Origin of the sequence: Endobacterium cereale (assembly GCF_009617585.1) — a bacterium.
Classification (GTDB): Bacteria; Pseudomonadota; Alphaproteobacteria; order Rhizobiales; family Rhizobiaceae; genus Neorhizobium; species Neorhizobium cereale.
Genome location: NZ_WIXI01000046.1, coordinates 272,302 through 293,592 on the forward strand (window position 1 = coordinate 272,302; position 21,291 = coordinate 293,592).

At 60.2% G+C, this 21,291-nt stretch carries 10 protein-coding genes, 2 pseudogenes and 1 riboswitch; of the genes and pseudogenes, 4 read left to right on the top strand and 8 right to left on the bottom strand.

What is annotated here, in order from left to right:
• Positions 1–939: 939 nt before the first annotated feature.
• A pseudogene (locus tag GAO09_RS18400) lies at positions 940–9,288 on the bottom strand (GH36-type glycosyl hydrolase domain-containing protein); the annotation flags it as partial.
• Between the two features lie 438 nt (positions 9,289–9,726).
• Between GAO09_RS18400 and GAO09_RS18405 the strand changes: the two are divergent.
• The gene (locus tag GAO09_RS18405) at positions 9,727–10,887 is read left to right on the top strand and encodes a M20 aminoacylase family protein (protein ID WP_235938264.1); all 1,161 of its coding nucleotides are present in this window, start codon (positions 9,727–9,729) and stop codon (positions 10,885–10,887) included.
• A gap of 69 nt (positions 10,888–10,956) precedes the next feature.
• Here the strand turns inward: GAO09_RS18405 and GAO09_RS18410 are convergent, their stop codons facing one another.
• Entirely contained in the window at positions 10,957–11,118 is a 162-nt protein-coding gene (locus GAO09_RS18410; RefSeq protein ID WP_153355660.1) for a hypothetical protein, read from the bottom strand.
• A 178-nt stretch (positions 11,119–11,296) separates the two neighbouring features.
• Between GAO09_RS18410 and GAO09_RS18415 the strand changes: the two are divergent.
• Positions 11,297–12,405 (top strand): annotated as a pseudogene (locus GAO09_RS18415) (NAD(P)/FAD-dependent oxidoreductase).
• Here GAO09_RS18415 and GAO09_RS18420 read toward each other — a convergent pair.
• From GAO09_RS18420 to cobD, 4 genes are all read right to left on the bottom strand, one after another.
• A complete protein-coding gene (locus tag GAO09_RS18420) occupies positions 12,385–13,221 on the bottom strand; it encodes an endonuclease/exonuclease/phosphatase family protein (RefSeq protein ID WP_153355662.1) in 837 nt (278 codons plus the stop codon). The pseudogene GAO09_RS18415 and the gene GAO09_RS18420 sit on opposite strands and share 21 nt — an antisense overlap.
• Before the next feature lie 88 nt (positions 13,222–13,309).
• Entirely contained in the window at positions 13,310–14,770 is a 1,461-nt protein-coding gene (gene cls / locus GAO09_RS18425) for a cardiolipin synthase (protein ID WP_153355664.1), read from the bottom strand.
• Positions 14,771–14,864: 94 nt separating this feature from the next.
• The gene (locus GAO09_RS18430) at positions 14,865–16,295 is read right to left on the bottom strand and encodes a M20 family metallopeptidase (protein WP_153355666.1); all 1,431 of its coding nucleotides are present in this window, start codon (positions 16,293–16,295) and stop codon (positions 14,865–14,867) included.
• Positions 16,296–16,343: 48 nt separating this feature from the next.
• Positions 16,344–17,408, bottom strand: a complete 1,065-nt coding sequence (gene cobD, locus GAO09_RS18435) for a threonine-phosphate decarboxylase CobD (RefSeq protein ID WP_153355668.1) — start codon at positions 17,406–17,408, stop codon at positions 16,344–16,346.
• Here cobD and cbiB point away from each other — a divergent pair.
• The gene (gene cbiB / locus GAO09_RS18440; RefSeq protein WP_153355671.1) at positions 17,407–18,384 is read left to right on the top strand and encodes an adenosylcobinamide-phosphate synthase CbiB; all 978 of its coding nucleotides are present in this window, start codon (positions 17,407–17,409) and stop codon (positions 18,382–18,384) included. The two genes, cobD and cbiB, sit on opposite strands and share 2 nt — an antisense overlap.
• Here cbiB and GAO09_RS18445 read toward each other — a convergent pair.
• Together GAO09_RS18445 and cobO are read right to left on the bottom strand one after the other, a co-directional pair.
• Complete coding sequence (locus tag GAO09_RS18445) at positions 18,368–19,825, bottom strand: cobyric acid synthase (RefSeq protein WP_153355673.1); 1,458 nt, start codon at positions 19,823–19,825, stop codon at positions 18,368–18,370. The genes cbiB and GAO09_RS18445 overlap by 17 nt on opposite strands.
• Before the next feature lie 8 nt (positions 19,826–19,833).
• Positions 19,834–20,448, bottom strand: coding sequence for a cob(I)yrinic acid a,c-diamide adenosyltransferase (cobO, locus tag GAO09_RS18450; RefSeq protein ID WP_153355674.1), 615 nt, complete (start codon positions 20,446–20,448; stop codon positions 19,834–19,836).
• A gap of 113 nt (positions 20,449–20,561) precedes the next feature.
• Positions 20,562–20,766: riboswitch (cobalamin riboswitch) on the top strand.
• A gap of 100 nt (positions 20,767–20,866) precedes the next feature.
• Here cobO and GAO09_RS18455 point away from each other — a divergent pair.
• Positions 20,867–21,283: a DUF1636 family protein gene (locus GAO09_RS18455; protein WP_235938267.1), complete on the top strand. Its 417-nt coding sequence runs from the start codon at positions 20,867–20,869 to the stop codon at positions 21,281–21,283.
• Positions 21,284–21,291: the final 8 nt, after the last annotated feature.

Here is a 21,291-nt window from a genome sequence, read left to right on the forward strand (position 1 = left end):
ATCGGCTGACGATCATGTGTGCCGCACAGGCACGCCCGGCGCGCTCTTTCGGGCTTCAGAGGCATTGCGAGGTTTGATGCCCGCAAAACCTCCCCCGTGTCGCCAGAGGGGAACCAGTTTCCGCGAACCCCAATGATGGAGACTTACGTCTTTTCTCCACCACCAGCGCCGGCTCCAACTCGCCGGGACGCCTCCCGGTGTATCCACGATGGAACACGTGAAGCATCGCACGGTCCGGAAATGCGTGGATGAACTCCGACTCAAGATATTGATTTCGTTGAATCGAGGCCTCTTTTCATCCACGGGCTTTTGTCAATTTTGGGTGCTTGGGGGACGATGTGCTCTCTTCTCCGTCATTCTCGCCCTTGTGGCGAGAATCCAGCCACCGCGCGTCTGCGCGGTGAGAGAACTCTTTCTTCGCAGCGACCCCGTCACTGAGTTCATCACTCTACAGACGCGGCGCTGCTGGATCCCCGCCACAAGGGCGAGGATGACGATGGAGGGTCGGCATGGCGGAGCAGAGGAAACGCCGTCAAATCACAACCTCTTGTTTACTCACCCATACAACCAACGAAAAACCCGCCCTCCAACCGGAGAGCGGGTTCTGATCAGATCAGCAAGTCGACGGGATCACTCCTCTGTCTTCTTGCGTGTCCTTGGCTTGGCGACTGCCGCCGGCTTTGCGGTGGCGGGGGTTTCCGCCTTGGGCTTGGTAACCCGGGCGGGCTTTGCAGCAGCAACCTTCACAGGCTTTTCCGGAGCCGACACAGTCGTCAAAGGCGCAGCGGCAATTGCCACCGGCGCAGCCGGAGCCGCACCGCCGATAACCGCACCACCCGAAGCATCGAGCGCAGCGCCATTGACGGTGACAGCAAGATCACCGCCCGCAGCCCGCTTGGCAGCAACTTTGAACGTGCCTTCCGGCAGCGTCAGATCGAGCTCAAAACCATCCCATTCGGCCGGGATGACCGGGTTGACCTGGAGACGGCCACCTTCCCGCTTGATGCCCAGAATGCCTTCGATGGCGGCGCGGTAGAGCCAGCCGGCGGAACCGGTGTACCAGGTCCAGCCGCCGCGGCCCGTCATGTCGCCAACGCCGTAGACGTCTGCGGCGATAACGTAAGGCTCGACACGGTACTGTTCGGCCGCATCAGGCGTCAGCGCATGGTTGACCGGGTTGAGGATCTGGAAGGCCTTCCAGGCATCCTCGTTGCGGCCCTGCGCTGCCAGCGCCAGCACCACCCAGATGGCAGCGTGGGTATACTGGCCACCGTTTTCACGCACGCCCGGCGGATAGGATTTGATGTAACCCGGATCCTGCGGGGTGTTGGCGAAAGCCGGCGTGAACAGGCGGATGATGCCGGCCTGCTCATCGATCAGCTTTTCGACAACCGCGTCCATGCCCTGCTTCGCGCGTTCCGGATCACCTTCGCCCGACAGCACGCTCCACGACTGCCCGAGGCTGTCGATGCTGCATTCGAGGTTTTCCGATGAGCCAAGCGGGCTGCCATCGTCGAAATAGCCACGACGATAATAGCTGCCATCCCAGCCCGCTGTTTCCAGCGCCTGCTTGAGCGAGGCGAGATGCGCCGTCCAGCGTGTGGCACGGGCATTGTCGCCACGTTCTTCGGCAATCGGCGCAAAACTGCGAAGCGCACTGGCCAGGAACCAGCCGAGCCAAACACTGGTACCCTTGCCGCCGGAACCGACGCGGTTCATGCCGTCGTTCCAGTCGCCGCCGAGGATGAGCGGCAGGCCATTCGACCCGGTGCGCTCAATGGCGAGATCAAGAGCGATGGCGGCATGTTCGTAGAGGCTTGCCGTCTCTTCCGACGTGCCCGGCTGGAAGAAGATATCGTGCTGGCCGGCAGCCAATGCCTGACCGGTGAGGAACGGCAGTTCCTCGTCGAGCAGGGTCTTGTCGCCGGTCGCCACGATATACTGGTTGGCGGCATAAGCGAGCCAGACCACATCGTCGGCAATATTGGTGCGCACGCCGGCACCGGTGGCCGGAAGCCACCAATGCTGCACATCACCTTCCCTGAACTGGCGGGAGGCGGCATTGATGATCTGACGGCGCGCCAGGGCCGGTTCGTGGATGAGGAAGGCCAGCGTATCCTGCAACTGGTCGCGGAAGCCGTAAGCGCCGCTCGACTGGTAGAAGGCCGAACGCGCCATGATGCGGCATCCCAGCGCCTGATAGGGCAGCCAGTGATTGACCATGTTGTTCAGCGCTTTGTCAGGCGTCGAGATTTTCAGGCGCCCGGTGAATTCCTGCCAGAAGGCTTGGGTCTTCGCCAGAATGTCTGCAAAGTTTTCCGAGCGGATGCCGGAGGCATAGGCCGCTGCTTCCTCGCGGGTGGCGGCATCACCGAGCGCATAGGTGATGAATTTTTCTTCACCCGGTGCGATTTCGATATCCCATGCCAGAGCCGCACACGGATCACCATCCAGTTCCATGGCGCTGCTGAGGGCAGATCCTGAAACGACAGCCGACGGCAGTGCCACCGAGCCATGACGACCGATGAATTCGCGGCGGCTGGTGGTGTAGCCGGACGGCTGTTCGCTTGCCACGAAGAAGGCAGTGCGCTGGAAATCGTTGCTGAACCGGTTGGTCGCAAAGAGTGCGCCGCTTTCCTCGTCACGGCCCGACAGGATGAACGGGGCAGACCGTTTGGGGTTCTGGCCCAGCACCCATTCGACATAACCGTAAACGCGCAGGCGACGGGTTTCCGAACCGCTGTTGCGGATCTTCATCGACGACAGCTTGATCGGACGTATGCGGTCAACCGTCTGGGTCAGTTCGATCTTCAGGCTTTCGTCATCGGCGGAGAATACCGAATAACCGAGGCCGTGACGGGCTTCGAATTTGGTCATTGGGCGACGCGACAGGGCGGCGAACGGCGTGTGCATCATGCCGCTGTCGAGGTCGGTGAGGTAAAAACCTTCGCCCGGACGGTTGATGACCGGATCGTTAGTCCACGGCGTCAGCTGGTAATCACGCGAATTCTGGCTCCAGGTGTAGCCGGCACCTTCAGCCGAAACGTGGAAACCAAAGTTTTCGTTGGAGATGACGTTGATCCACGGCTGAGGCGTCGAGCCACCGCCGTTGAGACGGGTGACATATTCGGAACCGTCCTTGGAGAAGCCGCCAAAACCGTTCCAGAAATCGAGATCGGCAGGCGCCTCGCCAGCAATAGGTGCGGCAAAATTTTCGACAGACAGCAGGGTCTGACGATTGGCTTCAGCGACTGCCGATGCCGGAGCAAGGGCTGCGGCACGGGTGACCTGATCGATGATCTTGCCGTTGCGGGCGTGAAGGACGACGCGCGAGGCGGCAATCAAGGCTGCCCATGTCTCTTCGTCCATCAGGTCGCGGCGCAGCGAGAAGACGTGCTCGCGGGCACCTTCCGTCTGGCCGAGCTTGCGGATGTTTTCGCTGAGCTTGTCGATGGCGTGCTGCATGTCCTGCGCGTAGGAGGCAGGCTTTTCGTTGACGATGACGAGATCGAGCGTGACACCGCGGGAGCGCAGATATTCCTGGGCGGAAAACGCTTCCTTGGCGACCTCCATGTCCATTTCGTCATTGATGCGCAGGGTCAGGATCGGGTGATCACCCGAAATCGACTGCGCCCACAACATGGACTGACGGCCAAGGCCGGTTTCCAGCGTGGCGACATCGGCGCGCAGGTTCATGTCCGGATAGACAAGGTAACGGCCGATCTGCTGGAAGGCAGCGGCCTGCTGCGAATTGATGCCGATATGGCGCATCTGCACCTGAACGCGGGTCCAGGCTTGGGTCAATTCGTGACCGAAGGCATCGGCATGACGATAGCGTTCGATGGCAACGTCGAGTTCTTCGCGGATCGGGGCGGCGATGGTCCAGAAGATCACCGTGGCCTTCTTGCCGGCCGGAACGCGCACGACGCGGCGCAGCGACATGATCGGATCGAGCGTGAAACCGTCCGTGCCCGAGAGCGTCGCATCCTGATCGAAGGCGGCAGCTTCAGACAGCGAGCGGCCACGGCCGAGGAAACGGCGGCGGTCGGTTTCGAATTCAGTCGGACGCGACGAGCCGGCATTGTCGGCGGCCAGATGCGCCACCCACATGGAGGCATCGCCGGAGGTGCGCTTGTTGCGCGTCGCACGGATGACGTCACCACGGCGGCCGATCTCGGTCTTCACGAACATGCGCGAAAACACAGGATGGGCGTTGTCGTCATTATCGTGGGCGATGACCGGCTCGAGATACGAGGTGACCTCGATATATCGGTCTTCCGTGCCGGTGTTGAGCAACGTCAGGCGGCGGCCTTCGGCATCGTGCTCGGTGGCGACAATGCATTCGACCGTGCTGGTCAGCGTGCCGACCGTCTTGTGGAATTCGGCCTTTTCGTCACCGAAGACAGCCTTGGTTTCCTCGCCTTCGATACGGCGAGGTTCGGCCGTTGTCGACCACCACTGATTGGTGGCGGTGTCGCGCAGGAAGATGAACTGGCCCCAGCGATCCTCGGTCGGATCCGGCTTCCAGCGGGAAACGGACAAGCCGTTCCAGGTGGCGGAGCCGGTGCCGGTGGAGGTCAGCATGGTCGAATAGTGACCATTGGAGAGGAACACCAGCTGGCGATCCTGAGCGGCCGGATCGTTGATGGTGCGGATTTCCGAGCGCAACAGTTCGCCTTGGCCGCTGCCGGGGGTTTCCTCGTGTTTGGCGCTCATCACCGGCACTTCGCGCGGTGCCTTTTCCTGCAACAGCAGTTCGGCTGCCTCGATCACCGGATCGGCGTGGAAGAGTTCACGCAGGCGACCGTTGAAGACGACGTTGGCGATGGCTGCAATCGACATGCCATGGTGGTGGGCATAATAGTTGTAGACCACGGCGCAGCGCTTGCCTTCCGGAACGCGGGTCGGCGTAAAATCGACGGCATCGTGAAAACCGTATTTACCGAGCGCGCCGACGGCCTTGAGCTTTTCAAGGTTTTCCAGCGCCGCATGCGGAGCATACTGGCTGGCGAGGATCGAGGCGTAAGGCGCGATAACGGCGTTCTGACCAAGACCACGTTTCAGGCCAAGCGAGGGCACGCCAAAGTTGGTGTACTGATAGTTCAGCTGATGGTCGCGGGCGTTAAACGCCGCTTCCGAAATGCCCCACGGAATACCCAGACGGCGGCCGTGGTTCATCTGTTCGAGAACGATCAGATTGTTGGTCTGGTTGAGAATGCCACCCTGACGCTCCTGCATGACGAGCGGCGGCATCAGGTATTCGAACATCGAACCCGACCACGAGATCAGCGCGCCGCGTGAACCGATCGGCACGACCTGACGGCCGAGGCGATACCAGTGTTCGGTCGGCAGGTCGCCCTTGGCTATGGCGAACAGGCTGGTGAGGCGGCATTCCGAGGCGAGAAGGTCGTAGCAGGCTTCGTCGAGTTCGTTTTCCTCGGCACGGTAACCGATCGACAGAAGGCGACGGTCCTTGTTGTAGAGGAAGGTGAACTCCATCCCGAAGGCGAGCGAACGCGCCTTGTCACGCAGCACGGCCAGACGCTTGCGCATCAGTTCCAGCGTCGAGTGATCGAAGGTGGTGTCGGCGATATGGGCTTCGCAGGCGGCAACCAGATAGTCGGTCCAGTGCACGACTTCGCCAGACTGCGACGAGCCGACCTCATGATCGAGATTGACGGCAAGCTTCTGGATGTCGCGTGCCAGAACCGAAAGGTTGATGATGCGGATCGAAGCGAATTCGTGCTCGCGCTTGACGGCGGCGAGTGCGTTGGCGAAACCGGCAATACGCTCTTCCAGACGGCGACGCAGCGGACGCACGGTCTTGCGGTCATCCGGCAGGGACTTCAGGTTTTCGCTGAGGATTCCGGCGACATCGCCGATACCATCGAGATTGCCCTGAAGATGCGCGGACGGCGCTTCCGCCCATTCGCGGCAGGCCGACGAGATGGCGATCAGGTGGCCGGCAAGGTTACCGCTGTCGACGGTCGAGACATAGCGCGCGCCAAGTGTCTTCAGCGTGTCGGTGTAATACCAGTTGAACAGATGGCCACGATGCTTGTCCATCTTCTCGACGGTAGCGAGCGTGTTTTCGATCCGCTCGACGGTATCGGTAAAGCTGATCCAGCCGAAATGACGGGCCGAGACGACCGACAGGAGATAAACGCCGATATTGGTGGGCGACGTGCGCGCAGCGATGATCGGTTCAGGGCGTTCCTGAAAATTGTCCGGCGGCAGAAAGTGCTGCTCCTGCGTGACAAAGGTCTCGTAATAACGCCAGGTGCGACGCGAAATCTTGCGCAGTTCGACGGCAACCGGCTCGGGAACGAACAGGCGGTCTTCGGTTTCGGCCGACTGGCTGACATACCATGCGACTAGCGGCGACAGCACCCAGAGGGTGACGAAGGGCAGGCCGATCAGGAAGGCATTGTCTTCCGGAAGGGCCGCAAGGAAGAGCGCCAGCAGCGCCACGACCGGCGCATGCCACATCTGCCGGTAATAATCGAGCGGGCTGCCCTGGGCAGAACCCTGAATACTGGCGGCGGTGCGCCATTCCAGCATCATCTTGCGGCTGACGAACAGGCGGTAGAGCGAACGCACGATGGCGTCGGTCATCATGCAGGCGGAATCGGCAATGAAGACGATGCGCAATGCGACCTGCGCATTGGCATCACGCACATCGGTCCACAGCGAGTGGAAATGCGCGCGCGGCACGATATCGGTCGAACCCGGCACAATGCCGCGGATGAGCGACAGGGTGGGTGCGACGAACAGCATGAAGATCAGCAGAATTTGCCAGATCAGCGCGCCGAGCGGCGACATGAAATACCAGCCGAGAACAGAGGCGAAGAACCATGCAATCGGGGTCAGCGAACGGCGCAGGTTATCGATCATCTTCCAGCGGCCGAGCGCTGTCACGCCGCGCATCGGATCGACGATGTAAGGCAGCAGCTGCCAGTCGCCACGCGCCCAGCGATGTTGGCGCGAGACTTCGACTTCGTAACGGGTCGGGAAATCCTCGACCAGTTCGACGTCGGTGATCAAAGCGCAACGCGAGAAGGAGCCTTCGAGAAGGTCGTGGCTGAGGACGGTGTTTTCGTCGATACGACCGCGCAGCGAATGTTCGAACGCATCGACGTGATAAAGGCCCTTGCCGGTGAAGGAGCCTTCGCCCGTCAGGTCCTGATAAACGTCTGAGACGGTGAAGACATAAGGATCGACACCGCGGCTGGCGGAATAGATCCGCTGGAAGACCGAAGCATCCTTGCCCGTCGTCAGCGACGGGGTGACGCGCGGCTGCAACAAGCCGTAACCCTGAACGACACGGCCGGTGCGCGGATCGTGAACCGGGCGGTTCATCGGGTGATGCGCCTTACCGACCAGTTTGGTGACGGCATCGCGCATCAGGCGCGTGTCGGCATCGAGCGTCATCACGTACTGGACATTGTCCGGCACGGTGTTGGCGCCGGCCATATAGGTGGTGTCCTTGTCGCCACGCAGCAGCATGTTCAGTTCATGCAGCTTGCCGCGCTTGCGCTCCCAGCCCATCCAGGCGCCTTCCGAGGGATTGTAGAGGCGGCGGCGATGCAGCAGGAAGAAGCGCGTGCCGCCATCGAAGGCGTAACGGGCGGACAGGTTGGCGACTTCGCGCTTGGCGTATTCGAGAACTTCGAGATCGCCTTCGGCCTCCTCGACCTGCGCGTCGCGCCAGTCGCTCAAAAGCGCGAAATAGACTTCGCCGCGCGGGTTGGCCAAATAATGGACTTCGAGATTGCGGACGAGTTCATCGACCGTATCGCGATTGTTGATGAGGCAGGGCACGACGACGAGCGTGCGCGCTTCTTCCGGCACGCCAGTCTTGAACTCATACCCCACAAGACGCGCCGGCTTCACCACATAGGTGACCAGCGTGTTGAAGAGACCCGTTGCACCTTCCGATGCCGGCAGCGCGAACATCACGAGGAAAAGCAGGATGACCGGCCAGGACATGCCGGCCGAGGCGAGGAAATAACCGACTGCGGCAAGAACCAGCGCGGTGATCAGAAGAACAGGAGCAGCGACCGAAAGCCAGCGCATGCCCTGCACCTTGGCAAGGAAAGACTGCCAGGGGCTGCGCCTGTAACCGATCTTCTTTTCGAGTTCCTGCTGGTACATGCCGACAAGGAACGCGCCGACATTGGCCTTGTGCTGATCCGCATCAGGCGTGTTTGCAGCATCCTCGGCCAGCTGGATGGCGGCCTTGGCGACATCGATTTCCGACTTCTTGGTGCGACGGGCCAGCTTTTCGACACGGTTACGATAGGAGTTGCGCGAACCGAAATCGAGAACCTGGTAGTCGCTCTGCTCGCGGAAAACCTGATCGACGAGGCAGACTTCCTCGAACCAGACGCTCCACTCGGTATCGTCGATCTCACGCAGGCTCTTGATGATGTTGCCCATCGTGACATTGCCGGAGGACAGGCGGTTATGTTCCGCCATCATCACGTCTTCGGCGTCAGTGCCGGCGCGGCGCATGCGCTCTTCCAGCCACTCCAGAGCAACACCCTGGTTCTGCGGCGCATTGCGCAGGCGGTATAGGAACTGTGTGTTGAACGTGTTGTCTTCGGTCAGCGGTTCTAGCTGCTTCAGCAGTTCGGCGCTGGCGACAGGATCGTTGAGACGGATAACCTCGTCGGCCGCCTCATTGGCCTTGAGGCGCATATTGCGCGAGCGGGCAACGCGCACCGCGATACGGCGGGCATTTTCCACCAGCACGAAACGCAGGAACGACGGCAGCGCCCAGAGCTCGCCGATCTGCAACGGCTGATGGACCTGAAAACCTTCGGTAATCGCCGTCAGCTTGTCGCGCGACACGGTGCTGTGGGTGTGGCCGACATAAAGCCATGCCATGACCAGCACGCGTGGCAGCTCCATGCTTCCGACCTTCATCGTCGGCAGCTGCGCATAAAATTTCTTCGGAAAATCGCGGCGGACTTCCTGAATGGCTTCCTCGACGATGTAGTGATTGTCGATCAGCCATTCTGCAGCCGGCGTAATGGTGGCACCAGCGTCAACATCCTTGGCCGTCGTGCGGTAGACTTTGAGGATCTCCGCTTCGTTTTCACGATGACGTTCGCGGAAGGAAAACTCCATCAGGCCGGGCAGCGTCTGCGTTCCGTCGCGCGCCAGCGTTTCCCCGCATTCGCGCAACTCCTCTATCGTCAGATAGGTAGAACGGATCGCCTCGTTATGGTCGATCTGTCTGGTATCGGTTTCGCGAGGGGCGGTCGGCGTATTATGAAAGGACATGTCTCGGCTTCTGAAAGAGGAATGTCGTCGTCGGGGTGGCGCGCTACCGGATTAAACGGGCCCGGCGACCCCACCTGTCATTTCGCTACAGGTATCATCCGGACACCGTCCGAACGAAGCTGCGGGCACGGAGGAGATAGGGGGCAAGCGCAATATGGCAAATCGAAAGACAGCAACGGCTCACCTGTTCCTCCAGGATAATAAGGACTGAACGGTCTAAAACCGCCGGCCTGAATGAAACCTGAACGTATTCAGCCGCTTGGAATACAGATTGCTATGCTTTTATGACCGGCAAAAGACGCTCCTTAGTCGCTGCGTGGCAAAGACCACATCCGGAACCTGTTGACCGGCGCGAGCCTTGCCGGATACCAACATAAAACAAGCAGAGAAATGCCGCATTTCGTGGCTTTTTCAGCCTCGCAGCAGAAAGGAACAACGATGACGATCCAGTTTTCCAACTATATGCCGGAAGTGCTGGCGACGCGCCGTTTTCTGCATGAAAACCCGGAACTGGGACTTTCCGAATTCAACACATCCGAGTTCATTGCCGCGCAACTGACAGCACTCGGTTACGAGGTGACGCGTGGGCTTGGCAAGACCGGCGTTGTCGGCACGCTGCGCAATGGCAACAGCGCCCGCTCGATCGGCATCCGCGCCGATATCGATGCGCTGCCGATCCATGAGGAAACCGGACTGGAATACGCCAGCAAGAACGAAGGCCTGATGCATGCCTGTGGCCATGACGGCCATACGGCAATGTTGCTCGGGGCGGCAAAAATTCTCGCCGAGCGTCGCAATTTCGACGGTACCATCCACCTGATCTTTCAGCCGGCCGAGGAAAATTTTGGCGGCGCGCGACTGATGATCGAAGACGGGTTGTTCGACAAATGCCCCTGCGACGCCGTGTTCGGCCTGCACAATGACCCCGCACTGCCCTTTGGCCATATCGTCGTACGCGACGGGCCGATCATGGCAGCGGTGGACGAATGCAAAATCATCGTGCACGGACATGGTGGCCACGGCGCCGAACCGCAGGACGCATCCGACCCGATCGTCGCGGGTGCCAGCATCATCATGGCTTTGCAGACCGTCGTTTCACGCAACGTGCATCCGCTTGATTCCGCCGTCGTCACCGTAGGGGCCTTCAATGGCGGCAAGGCGAGCAACGTCATCCCCGAGCGGGCGGAAATGGTGCTGACCATCCGCTCCTTCGATCCGGAGACACGCGACCTTCTGGAAGAACGCATCCGCAAGGTGGCGGAGGGCCAGGCCGAAAGCTATGGCCTGCGCGCCGAGGTGATTTATGAGCGCGGTTACCACCCGACCGTCAACCATGTCGCCGAGACCGCCTTCATCCGCGATCTGGCCCGACAGGTGATCGGCGAGGACAAGGTGCAGGACCTGCCCCGGCCTTCGATGGGAGCCGAAGACTTTGCCTATATGCTGAGCGAGCGGCCGGGAACCTATTTTCTGCTCGGCACCAAACGCACCGAAAACGACCCGCCACTGCACCACCCGCGCTTCGACTTCAACGACGAAGCTTTGCCGATCGGCACCGCCTTCTGGGTGGATGTCGCGGAAAACTGGCTGAAGGCCTGATCTCAAAAGACAAAACACCTGCCGCGCGGCGCGCGGCAGGTGTTTTGTTGAAGTGATCTGGCTTTCCCCTTACGGGAAAAGCCCTAGCGTGACGGCGCAGACGAAGGCAAAAGCAGCCGCGACCAAAGTGGCTTGCAGCGCAGAATGCCACTTGTTGTGACGTCCGGAAAGTTGCCGGTGGGGCGCATGTGTATCGAGATGCCGCATGATGTCCTCCAGCCATTCGCTCATGATCGAGCAAACACCATCCTATCTTAACTCTACCAGTTCGATAGAGATAAACTTGCGTGGCTACCGGGCTGCCTTAGAAAATCCTTTTTCGTCTGAGCCGAAATTCAGCATTTCGCGCAGTATTTTTCTCCAAGCTCACAGTGTGTAAAAAAACTGTAAAAATTCGAGAGGAGCAGGAATGGCGACGGATATCGATGTCATCGTGATCGGGGCGGGCGTGATCGGACTGGCGACGGCACGGGAACTGGCAATAACCGGCCTTTCGGTGATCGTTCTCGAAACAGCGGATGCGATCGGCACGGGCACGTCATCGCGCAACAGCGAAGTGATCCATGCCGGGCTGTATTATCCGCAGCGAAGTTTGAAGGCAAAATTTTGCGTCGAGGGGCGGCGCAGGCTTTACGACTATTGCGAAAATCATGGTGTAGCGCATCGCCGCTGCGGCAAGCTGATCGTCGCGACGACCGACGATGAAGTGGCGATACTGGAGGATTTGAAAGCTAAGGGCGGCGCCAATGGCTGCGACGATCTGAGACTCATTTCCAGTGAGGAAGCAAGACAACTGGAGCCGGCGCTTTGCTGCCTGGCGGCGCTGGTTTCGCCCTCCACCGGCATCATCGATAGCCATGGCTACATGCTGGCATTGCGCGGAGACGCGGAGGAACATGGTACGGCGATCGCGCTTCTGTCGCCGTTCGAGCGGGCAGAGGTGACGAGCGACGGCTTCACTGTCTGGGTTGGCGGGAAGGAGCCGATGTCGTTGACCTCCGGATGCTGGTCAATGCCGGTGGCCTGCATGCGTCACGGGTGGCCCGGCTGATCGATAGGCTTTCACCTGATCTCGTGCCTGAAACCTTTTATGCCAAGGGCAATTATTTCATGCTAACCGGCCGCGCACCGTTTTCCCGGCTGATTTATCCTGCCCCGCATACTCATGGTCTTGGCGTGCATCTGACGCTCGACATGGGCGGGCAGGCACGGTTCGGACCAGATGTGGAATGGGTGGAAGAGATCGAATACGCGGTCGATCCGCGCCGTTCGGATGGGTTTGCCGATGCTATCAGACGTTACTGGCCCGACATGCCGGAAAATGCGCTGGTTCCGGGTTATTCGGGGATCAGGCCAAAAATCGGCGACCCGAGCGCGCCGGCGGCAGATTTTCGCATCGACGGGCCGGAGGCTCATGGCATTGCCGGACTGGTCAATCTGTTCGGGATAGAAAGCCCCGGACTGACATCCTCTCTGGCGATCGCCGCCGAGATACGCTCACGCCTGTGCGGAGACTGACAGCGGCATTTTCGAGCGCACCACGGCCTTGATCGGCAAATGATCCGAAGCGACCCGCGCGAGTGCGCTGTCATGCACATGCACGCGGTCGATCAGACCGTCTCGGTTACTCATGATACGGTCAAGCGCCAGGACCGGCAGGCGCGACGGGAAACTGGGTACCGCCTTTGGCGTAGCGCCAAAAACACTCGACAGACCATGCAGGGAGGAGCGATCGCCAAGGCGCCATTCGTTGAGATCGCCAAGCAATACGGTTGGCTGCTCGGAGCGCGCGCCCATGATCTCCAAAATCATCTTTGTCTGCTGGTGGCGCGAGCGGTGCAACAGGCCGAGATGCGCAGCGATAACGCGCAAGGTCGCGCCATTGTTAAATTCGATTTCGGTAACGAGACAACCGCGCGGCTCGAGCCCCGGCAGTTTTACCTGATGCACATCACGCACCAGGCCTTCGCGGAACAGCACGACATTCCCGTGCCAGCCGTGTGCACGTGCAACACCGGACACCGGCACCGGCGTCAGCCCGGTTTCACGCTCCAGCCAGTGCAGGTCGAGAAGGCCACGACGTTCGCCAAACCGTGTATCCGCCTCTTGCAACGCCATGACATCCGCACCGATCTCGCGGATAACGTGGCTGGTGCGCTCCGGATCGAAACGACCATCTACGCCAACGCATTTGTGAACATTGTAGGAGGCGACCAGCATGCCTTCCGCGGGGTCATGCGGATGAGGGCCGGCATCGCGTCTCTTGCGATTGCGAATGGAAGCGATAATGCTCGCCGGGAGCGTGTCACGCTTGCTGCGCATGGGTTTGGTCATCGCTGGCAATCCTTTGACTGATAAAATACCCTAGCCGCCCGAGCGTTCCAAATTTGTTAAATGCGGATCTCGTTAACGGCGGGGTAAGTCAAAGATAAGGCGAACCGAGCCAGAGGATTCTTTCCAGCAGGCGCACAACAAAAGGACGGTTGCGCAGGCCGTCCAGCGTGACAGCGGAGGCGGTTTCGATGGTTTTGTCGATGCGTCTTTCGAGCGTTTCCGCAAAATCGCGATCGAGTACCTCGAGATCGACCTCAAAATTCAGCCGCAGCGAGCGCGGATCGAGATTGGACGAGCCGACATAGGCCCAGCAGCCATCGATTGCCATCAGCTTGGAATGGTCGAAGGCACCGGTGGCACGCCAGATGCGGCAATAGTTCTTCAAAATCTGGTCAAACTGCGCGGTCATGGCGCGATCGACCAACGTCAGATTGTTGGCGTCCGGCACGACGATATCGACCGTGACACCCCGGCGGGCGGCAGTGATGAGTGCGGTGATCAGTTCGCGATCCGGCAGGAAATAGGGCGAAACGATGCGGATCGATTTGCGCGCGATCGAAAACGCGCCCATCAGCATCTTGTGATTGGTTTCATTGCTACGGTCGGGACCTGAACCGACGGCGCGCAGCAGAACCGGTTCGCCCGGCTGCTTTTGCGGTTCCGTGATCTGCCACGCATCGCCATCAAGCACCTCGTCGGATTCGAACTGCCAGTCTTCCGAGGCAATGGCAAAAAGGTCCGTCACAACCGGGCCGGTGACGCGGAAATGCGTATCGAAGGCGCTCGCATCGCCGGATATTTCGGCGGAAAACCCTTCGCGGATATTCATACCGCCGGTGAAGGCAACCGTGCCATCAATGATGATGATCTTTCGGTGGGTGCGCAGGTTGGCATAAGGCAGGCGCAGGCCAATGATGACATTACCGTTGAACACTTCCACCCGGACGCCGCCATCACGCAGCATGCCCAAAATGCTCGGCACCGAATAACGGGCGCCGACGGCATCAATCAGGACCCGTACCGCCACACCGCGCCGTGCTGCCTGAATCAGTGCTTCGGCGAAACGTGTACCGATACGATCACGATCAAAAATATAGGTTTCGAGAAGGATGCTGCGTTCTGCCGAGGCGATCGCCTTCAGCATTTCGCCATAGGCCTTGTCGCCGGTGTCGAAAACCTCGATCGCATTGCCGGTGGTGAAGGCGTGACGCGCGACGCGATCACCCAGCGTTTTCATGGCGAGAAATCGGTGACCAAAGGATGTCGCCACGGTCTCGGAGGCAACATCATAAGCCTCAAGATGCGCAAACGCGCCGTACTGTACGCGCGACCGCTGGAAACCGAGGACGTTGCGGCGGATGCGGTTGACGCCGGCGATCAAATAAAGAAGCGCGCCGATGAAGGGCGACAGGATGATGACGCCGACCCAGCCGACAGCGGAGCGGACCTCCACCTTGGTCATCGTGGCATGGATGGCCGCCGGGACGCCCATCACGATCGACAGGACAAGAAAGATATGCGGCCAATAGGCGTAAAAGGTTTCAAGCATGCCGGCCAATATAGGCGCGGGCAGCTAGCCTGCAATGCGGGCCACATGACATCGTCACGCAGCCCGATCACAAGACGGTTTCCGATCAGTGCGTTTACTTGGAAGCCATGGCAGCGACCGGCGGCTCGGCGCCTTCCGGGATCGGGCTCGTATAGACAATACCCTTCTGACGGCGCTTCAGATCCGCCCAGGCGGCTTCGCGCAACTGTTCGCTCTGCATGGCGGCAAGGCCGGTGGCGGCCATGACCTTGGCAGTCGTCACCATGCCCTTGTGCGCCAGTGGGCTCTTGCCCTGCGACACGACCTGCCATGTGTGCAGCTGCGTGCCGATGGCAAGGGTCGGACCATAGGCCTGAACGGTCGGCACCACCCAGCTGACATCACCAACATCGGTGGAGCCGCCCATCTGCTTCAGACGGGTATGGGCGGGCAGGACAAAGTTGGCGAGCGGTATATCGCGCTCGTCCAGTTCCTCCTGACGCCAGCTGGCGGCGATATCTTCCGGAGACAGCGTGGCGCGAATTTTTTCCGCGAAGGCGATATCGGTCGCTTCGAATTCAGGCGTGCCGACGCTGTCCCAGATGTCCTGCATCGTGTCCATCAGCGGCGTGTTGACCATCAGGTTGGAAACGCCGGCAAGAATGGTGCTTTCCATGGTGGTTTCGGTCATCAGCGCCGCGCCCTGTGCCACCTTCTTGACACGCTCGATCAGCGACAGGAGGCCCGGAAGATCGGGCGCGCGCACCACATAACGAACCTTGGCATAGGCTTGCACGACATTGGGCGAAATGCCGCCGGTATCGAGCACGGCGTAGTGGATGCGGCAATCCTGCTGCATGTGTTCGCGCAGGTAATTGACGCCGACATTCATCAGTTCGACGGCATCGAGTGCGGAGCGGCCGAGTTCCGGTACGGCGGACGCATGGGCGGCGCGGCCATGAAACACGAAATCGATGCGGCAATTGGCAAGCGAGGTTTCGCGCTGCACGCCGGCAAAATTGCTGGGATGCCAGCTGATGGCGATATCGACATCTTCGAAAGCACCCGAACGCACCATGAAGGCTTTTGCCGCACCACCTTCTTCGGCGGGGCAGCCATAATAGCGCACCCGGCCGGGCGTGCCGCTTGCTTCCAGCCAATCCTTCAGTGCCGTGGCAGCCAGCATGGAGGCAGAACCCAAGAGATTATGGCCGCAGCCGTGACCGTTAGCGCCGGTGATCAGCGGATCATGCGAAACTTCGCCAGCCTTCTGGCTGAGGCCTGCCAGCGCATCGAACTCACCCAGGAAGGCGATAACCGGGCCACCCTCGCCTGCTTCACCGATCAACGCAGTCGGGATGCCGGCGACGTTGTCGGTGATGGCAAAACCCTGTGCTTCCAGCATTTCCCGGTGCGCGGCGGCCGACAGCGTTTCCATGTAGCAGGTTTCAGGCGTTTCCCAGACGCGATTGGCAAGCTCTGTAAAAACCTCCTTCTTTTTTTCGATCGTATCAAAAACCTGAGGGAGGTTGCTGCTGCTCGTCATGTCGTTTCACCTGCATGGGGAGGAATACTAAGGGAGCCGAACCGTAACCTACCGTTCGGCTGCGGCCAACTGCTGATATGGTTTCGATGCCAACAGATTTGTGAGACGCTCCCAGCCCTCGCCGGATGGCAGCCCAAACCGTAGATCCTTTGGCCGCTCGTTGAAGGATCTTACAAGAATACCGGCCTCACCGAATTGTTCGTAAAGGGCCGAAGCATTGGAATGGCGAATGAGCCGGAACAACGACGTTCCACCAACAATGTCGAGGCCGGCGGTCGTCAGAAGGTCATCGAGCCGCCTGAGATCGGCCGGCAGGGTTTTGCGCATGTCACTCTGCCAATCCCGATCTGCAAGCGCCTGCGTTGCGATCTGCAGGGCCGGACCAGAAACCGCCCACGGACCGAGCCGGGCCTCGATGCGACGGACATCGGCCGCGGGCGCCAATGCGAAACCGAGACGCAAGCCCGCAAGACCGTAAAATTTTCCGAAGGAACGCAGAACGGCGAGGCCGGGGCCGATATCGCCTGCCACACTGTGTTCTGGGGGCATGACATCCATAAAGGCTTCGTCGACCACCAAGAGCCCGCCTTTTGCTGCCATATGGGTGGCAAGGCGCAACAGGTCAGCGCGGTCGATCAAACGCCCATCGGGATTGTTGGGATTGACCACGAGAGCGAGATCAGCGGCGAACAGCTCTTCGAATTGGGCAGTCTCGGTGAGATCGAAACCCGCGAGCCGCGCCATGTGGGCATGTTCGGCATAGGTAGGCGACAGGATGGCGGCCTTTGCGCCGGGCGGTATGCTGCCACCGAAAGCACACTCAACCAACAGCGGCAGAAGGATTTGCGTGCCGGGTGCTGCAGCCACCTCTTTCGAAGAGGGTGCTCCGTATACGGCGGCGGCCTCACATTTCAGCAAATGCAGGGCCGATGGTTCCGGCAGGCGGCAGAAAGCGGTGGAAGCAATATCCGAATGCGGGTAGGCATGCGGATTGATACCGGTGGAAAGATCGATCCAGGGTTTTGGCGCATTCGGAAAACGTGTCGATGCCCCGGCAAGATTGCCGCCGTGATCGATTTTTGTGTCTTTTACGAGTTCCACGTCCTGCTGCATGTTTTTTACGCTCGCCTTTTTCTCCCTGCTTATTGAACGGCTCTGCGGTTATCCGCAATGGCTGGTGCACGCCATCGGCCATCCGGTGATCTGGATCGGCACGATGATCGGCTGGCTGGACAAAAAGCTCAACCGGGCAGAACAGAATTTCTCGCGACGGAAAATCATGGGCGTCGTGGCACTCCTTGCCATTCTCTCAAGCGTAGTTTCTGTGACGGCCGGCCTCAGTTGGCTGCTCGGCACATCGCTGCTGGCGTTCGTTGTCCTCGTTCTCCTGGCCTCCAGCCTGACGGCGCAAAAGAGCCTCGAAGACCATGTTCTGGCCGTGGCCGACGCACTGGATGCCGAAGGGCTGGCCTCGGGCCGCAGAGCCGTGTCGATGATTGTCGGGCGTGACCCCGACCAGTTGGACGAACCCGCGGTCTGTCGCGCGGCAATAGAAAGCCTTGCCGAAAATTTTTCCGATGGCATTACCGCACCGGCTCTATGGCTCGGGCTGGGCGGGCTGGCGGGCGGGGCGGCCTACAAGGCGACCAACACGGCCGACAGCATGATCGGCCATCGCAGCGAACGGCACGAAGCGTTTGGTTGGGCGGCGGCGCGGTTGGACGATCTGATCAACCTGCCGGCCTCTCGGCTAACGGCGCTTCTGTTCGTTCTTGCCTGTTTTTTCGTACCCGACGCTTCGGCCAAGGATGCATGGAAAACAGTCTGGCGCGATGCGAAAAAACACCGCTCTCCTAATGCCGGCTGGCCGGAAGCGGCAATGGCCGGGGCGCTCGGACTGGCGCTGGCAGGACCCCGCGTTTACAGCGGCACCCTCGTTCCTGACCACTTCATGGGTGCAGGCGGAAGACGCGAGGCCACCGCAACCGACATCCGCAGGGCGCTGAAACTCGCCCGGTATGCCGATATCCTGATGCTTGCGCTGTTTGGCCTTCTGGCCGTGGCCGGCCTGCTTATTTCGCGAGCCTGAGCAGCGCCTCGATATCGAGGTGCTTTTCCATATGCTGCGCCAGCCGATCCAGCACCTCATCAACTCCGGCTTCATAATCGACCGTTGACACTTCACCGCCGAGCCTCTGCAGCCATGCGGACCGCTGGCGATCATCGGCAAACAGGCCATGGACATAACTGCCGAAAACGCGCCCGTTTTTGGAGGTTGCCCCATCGGCATTACCGGAAATGCGGGCAAAAGGGCGGTCACAATCCGGACCCACCGTCCGGCCGATGTGCATTTCATAGCCGGCAAACGAAATCCCGTCACCGCTGGTGCCGGTCACCGCTTCCAGATGCTTGTCACCGGATAACGTCGTCTCGACATTGAGAAGGCCGAGACCTTCGACCATCCCCGCCTGCCCTTCCATGCCATCTGGATCACGCACGGTACGGCCCAGCATCTGGTAGCCGCCACACAAGCCCAGCACATAGCCGCCGCGTCGCACATGGGCAGCAAGATCGATATCGAAACCGGCGGCCCTGAAGGCTGCGAGATCCGCAATGGTCGCCTTCGAACCCGGCAAAAGCACGAGATCGGCATCTGCGGGTAGAACCTGCCCGGGACGGACCCGGATCACATCCACATCAGGTTCTGCATCGAGCGGATCGAGATCGTCGAAATTGGAGATATGCGGCAGAACTGGCACGACAATGCGGATCCTTGCGCCTGTCTTGTCGATGGCGGCGCTATCCAGCGCCATCGCGTCTTCAGCCGGCAGGCGGCGAGCTTCGGAAAAGAACGGCAGGAGGCCGATCGGCTGCCAGCCGGTATGATTTTCGATCATCACCATGCCATCGGCAAACAGACTGGGATCACCGCGAAACCGGTTGACTATGAAACCGCGGATCATCGCGGCATCTTCCGGCTCCAGTACCAGTTTGGTGCCTGCAATGCTGGCGATGACACCTCCACGATCGATATCGCCGATCAGGATGACCGGCACGCCGGCGGCGCGGGCAAAACCCATATTGGCGATATCGTTGCGGCGCAGGTTCACTTCCGAAGCACTGCCCGCCCCTTCGACCAGAACGATATCCGCTTGGGCTTTCAGGCGTTCAAAACTGTCCATGACGCGCGGCATCAGTGCCGCCTTCATGCCCTGATATTCAGATGCTTTCGCATTGCCCTCAACGCGCCCCTGAACCACGACCTGCGCGCCGACCTCGCTCTGCGGCTTCAACAGAACCGGGTTCATATGCACCGATAGCGGAACCTTTGCCGCTCGCGCCTGAAGCGCCTGCGCACGACCGATCTCACCGCCATCCGCCGTGACGGCAGCGTTATTGGACATATTCTGCGGCTTGAACGGCTGCACTTTCAGACCGCGATTGACGAGCGCACGCGCAAGCCCGGCGACCAGCAGCGACTTGCCGACATCCGAGCCGGTTCCCTGAAACATCAGCGCGCGTGCAGTCATGTCTTTTCTCAGAACTCGATGCCGGACTGGGCTTTTACGCCCGCTTTAAAGTGATGTTTGACGAGCGTCATTTCGGTGACCGTATCGGCCGCTTCGATCAGCGCCGGCTTGGCGTTGCGGCCGGTGATGACCACGTGCAGGTCTTCGCGACGGGCTTTCAGCGATGCGATAACCGCGTCGAGATCGAGATAGTCGTAACGCAGGGCGATGTTGAGTTCATCAAGCAGCAGCAGGCCGATTGTCGGATCGGCCATCAGTTCCTCCGCCTTGGCCCAGGCACGTTCAGCAGCGGCGACATCGCGCTTCAGATCCTGTGTTTCCCAGGTAAAGCCCTCGCCCATCGTGTGCCATTCGACACGATCGCCGAACAATTCCAGCGCCGGGCGTTCGCCGGTTTCCCATGCACCCTTGATGAACTGCACGACACCGACACGGCGACCATTGCCAAGCATGCGCAAAGCCAGACCGAAAGCGGCGGTCGATTTGCCCTTGCCGGGGCCGGTATTGACGATGATAAGACCTTTTTCGATGGTCTTTTCCGCCACTTCGGCATCCTGCACCGCCTTGCGATTGGCCATCTTGCGCTGATGGCGCTCGGCTTCCTGCTGGTCGATCTCTTTCATTTCGGCTCCTCGGCGACGGCTCGTTTCGGGAAGCGCGGACTATAGGGGATTCGTTTCGCGCGGCAATCCACGCCGTCCATCAGGGCGTTTGCATTGACAGTGCGGGCCCCGACGCATAGGGAAAAGGTGACGGTCTTTTCCCGGCAACGGGGAAAGCTAAGAGGGAACGTGGTAACGCCGATCTTCCGGCTTCAAACCACGGCTGCCCCCGCAACTGTAGGCGGTTAGCCCCGCACCACGCCACTGAAAGATTTCGGGAAGGCGGCGATAGGGCGATGATCCGCAAGCCAGGAGACCTGCCGTCAAAGACGTCAATCCAGCCGGGCGGGGTGCTCCAGCAAGGATGTTTTCAAGGTACGGCAACCATCAGGTTATCGCGCCTGGCACCCCGCATGTTTTGAACCAACGGGGTAGAGGCTTGGATTTTATTCAGTCCGATGACAGGCAGCAAAACGACATCGCGGTGCAAAAGCCGGCGGTGACGATTTTTGTCTGCGCCAGTTGCCGCGCCAGCGAGGGCTCCACGGAAGAACCGCGACAGGGCACGCATCTGCTCAATGCAACGGTGGAAGCCGCCGCGCAGCAACCCGGCGTGACTATCAAGAGCGTCAACTGTCTTTCCAACTGCAAGCGCGGCCCGAGCGCGGTCATCGCGCGGCAGGATGGCTGGACTTATGTTTTTGGTCATCTGGCACTGGAAAACGCCGCCGACCTCGTAACGGGGGCGGAACTGATCGCTACCTCATCTGATGGTTTGATGCCCTGGAAAGGCCGTCCGGACTGTCTCAAGCGCAACATGATCGCCCGTATTCCGCCCTTCGATTTCAATGCATAGACCGACAT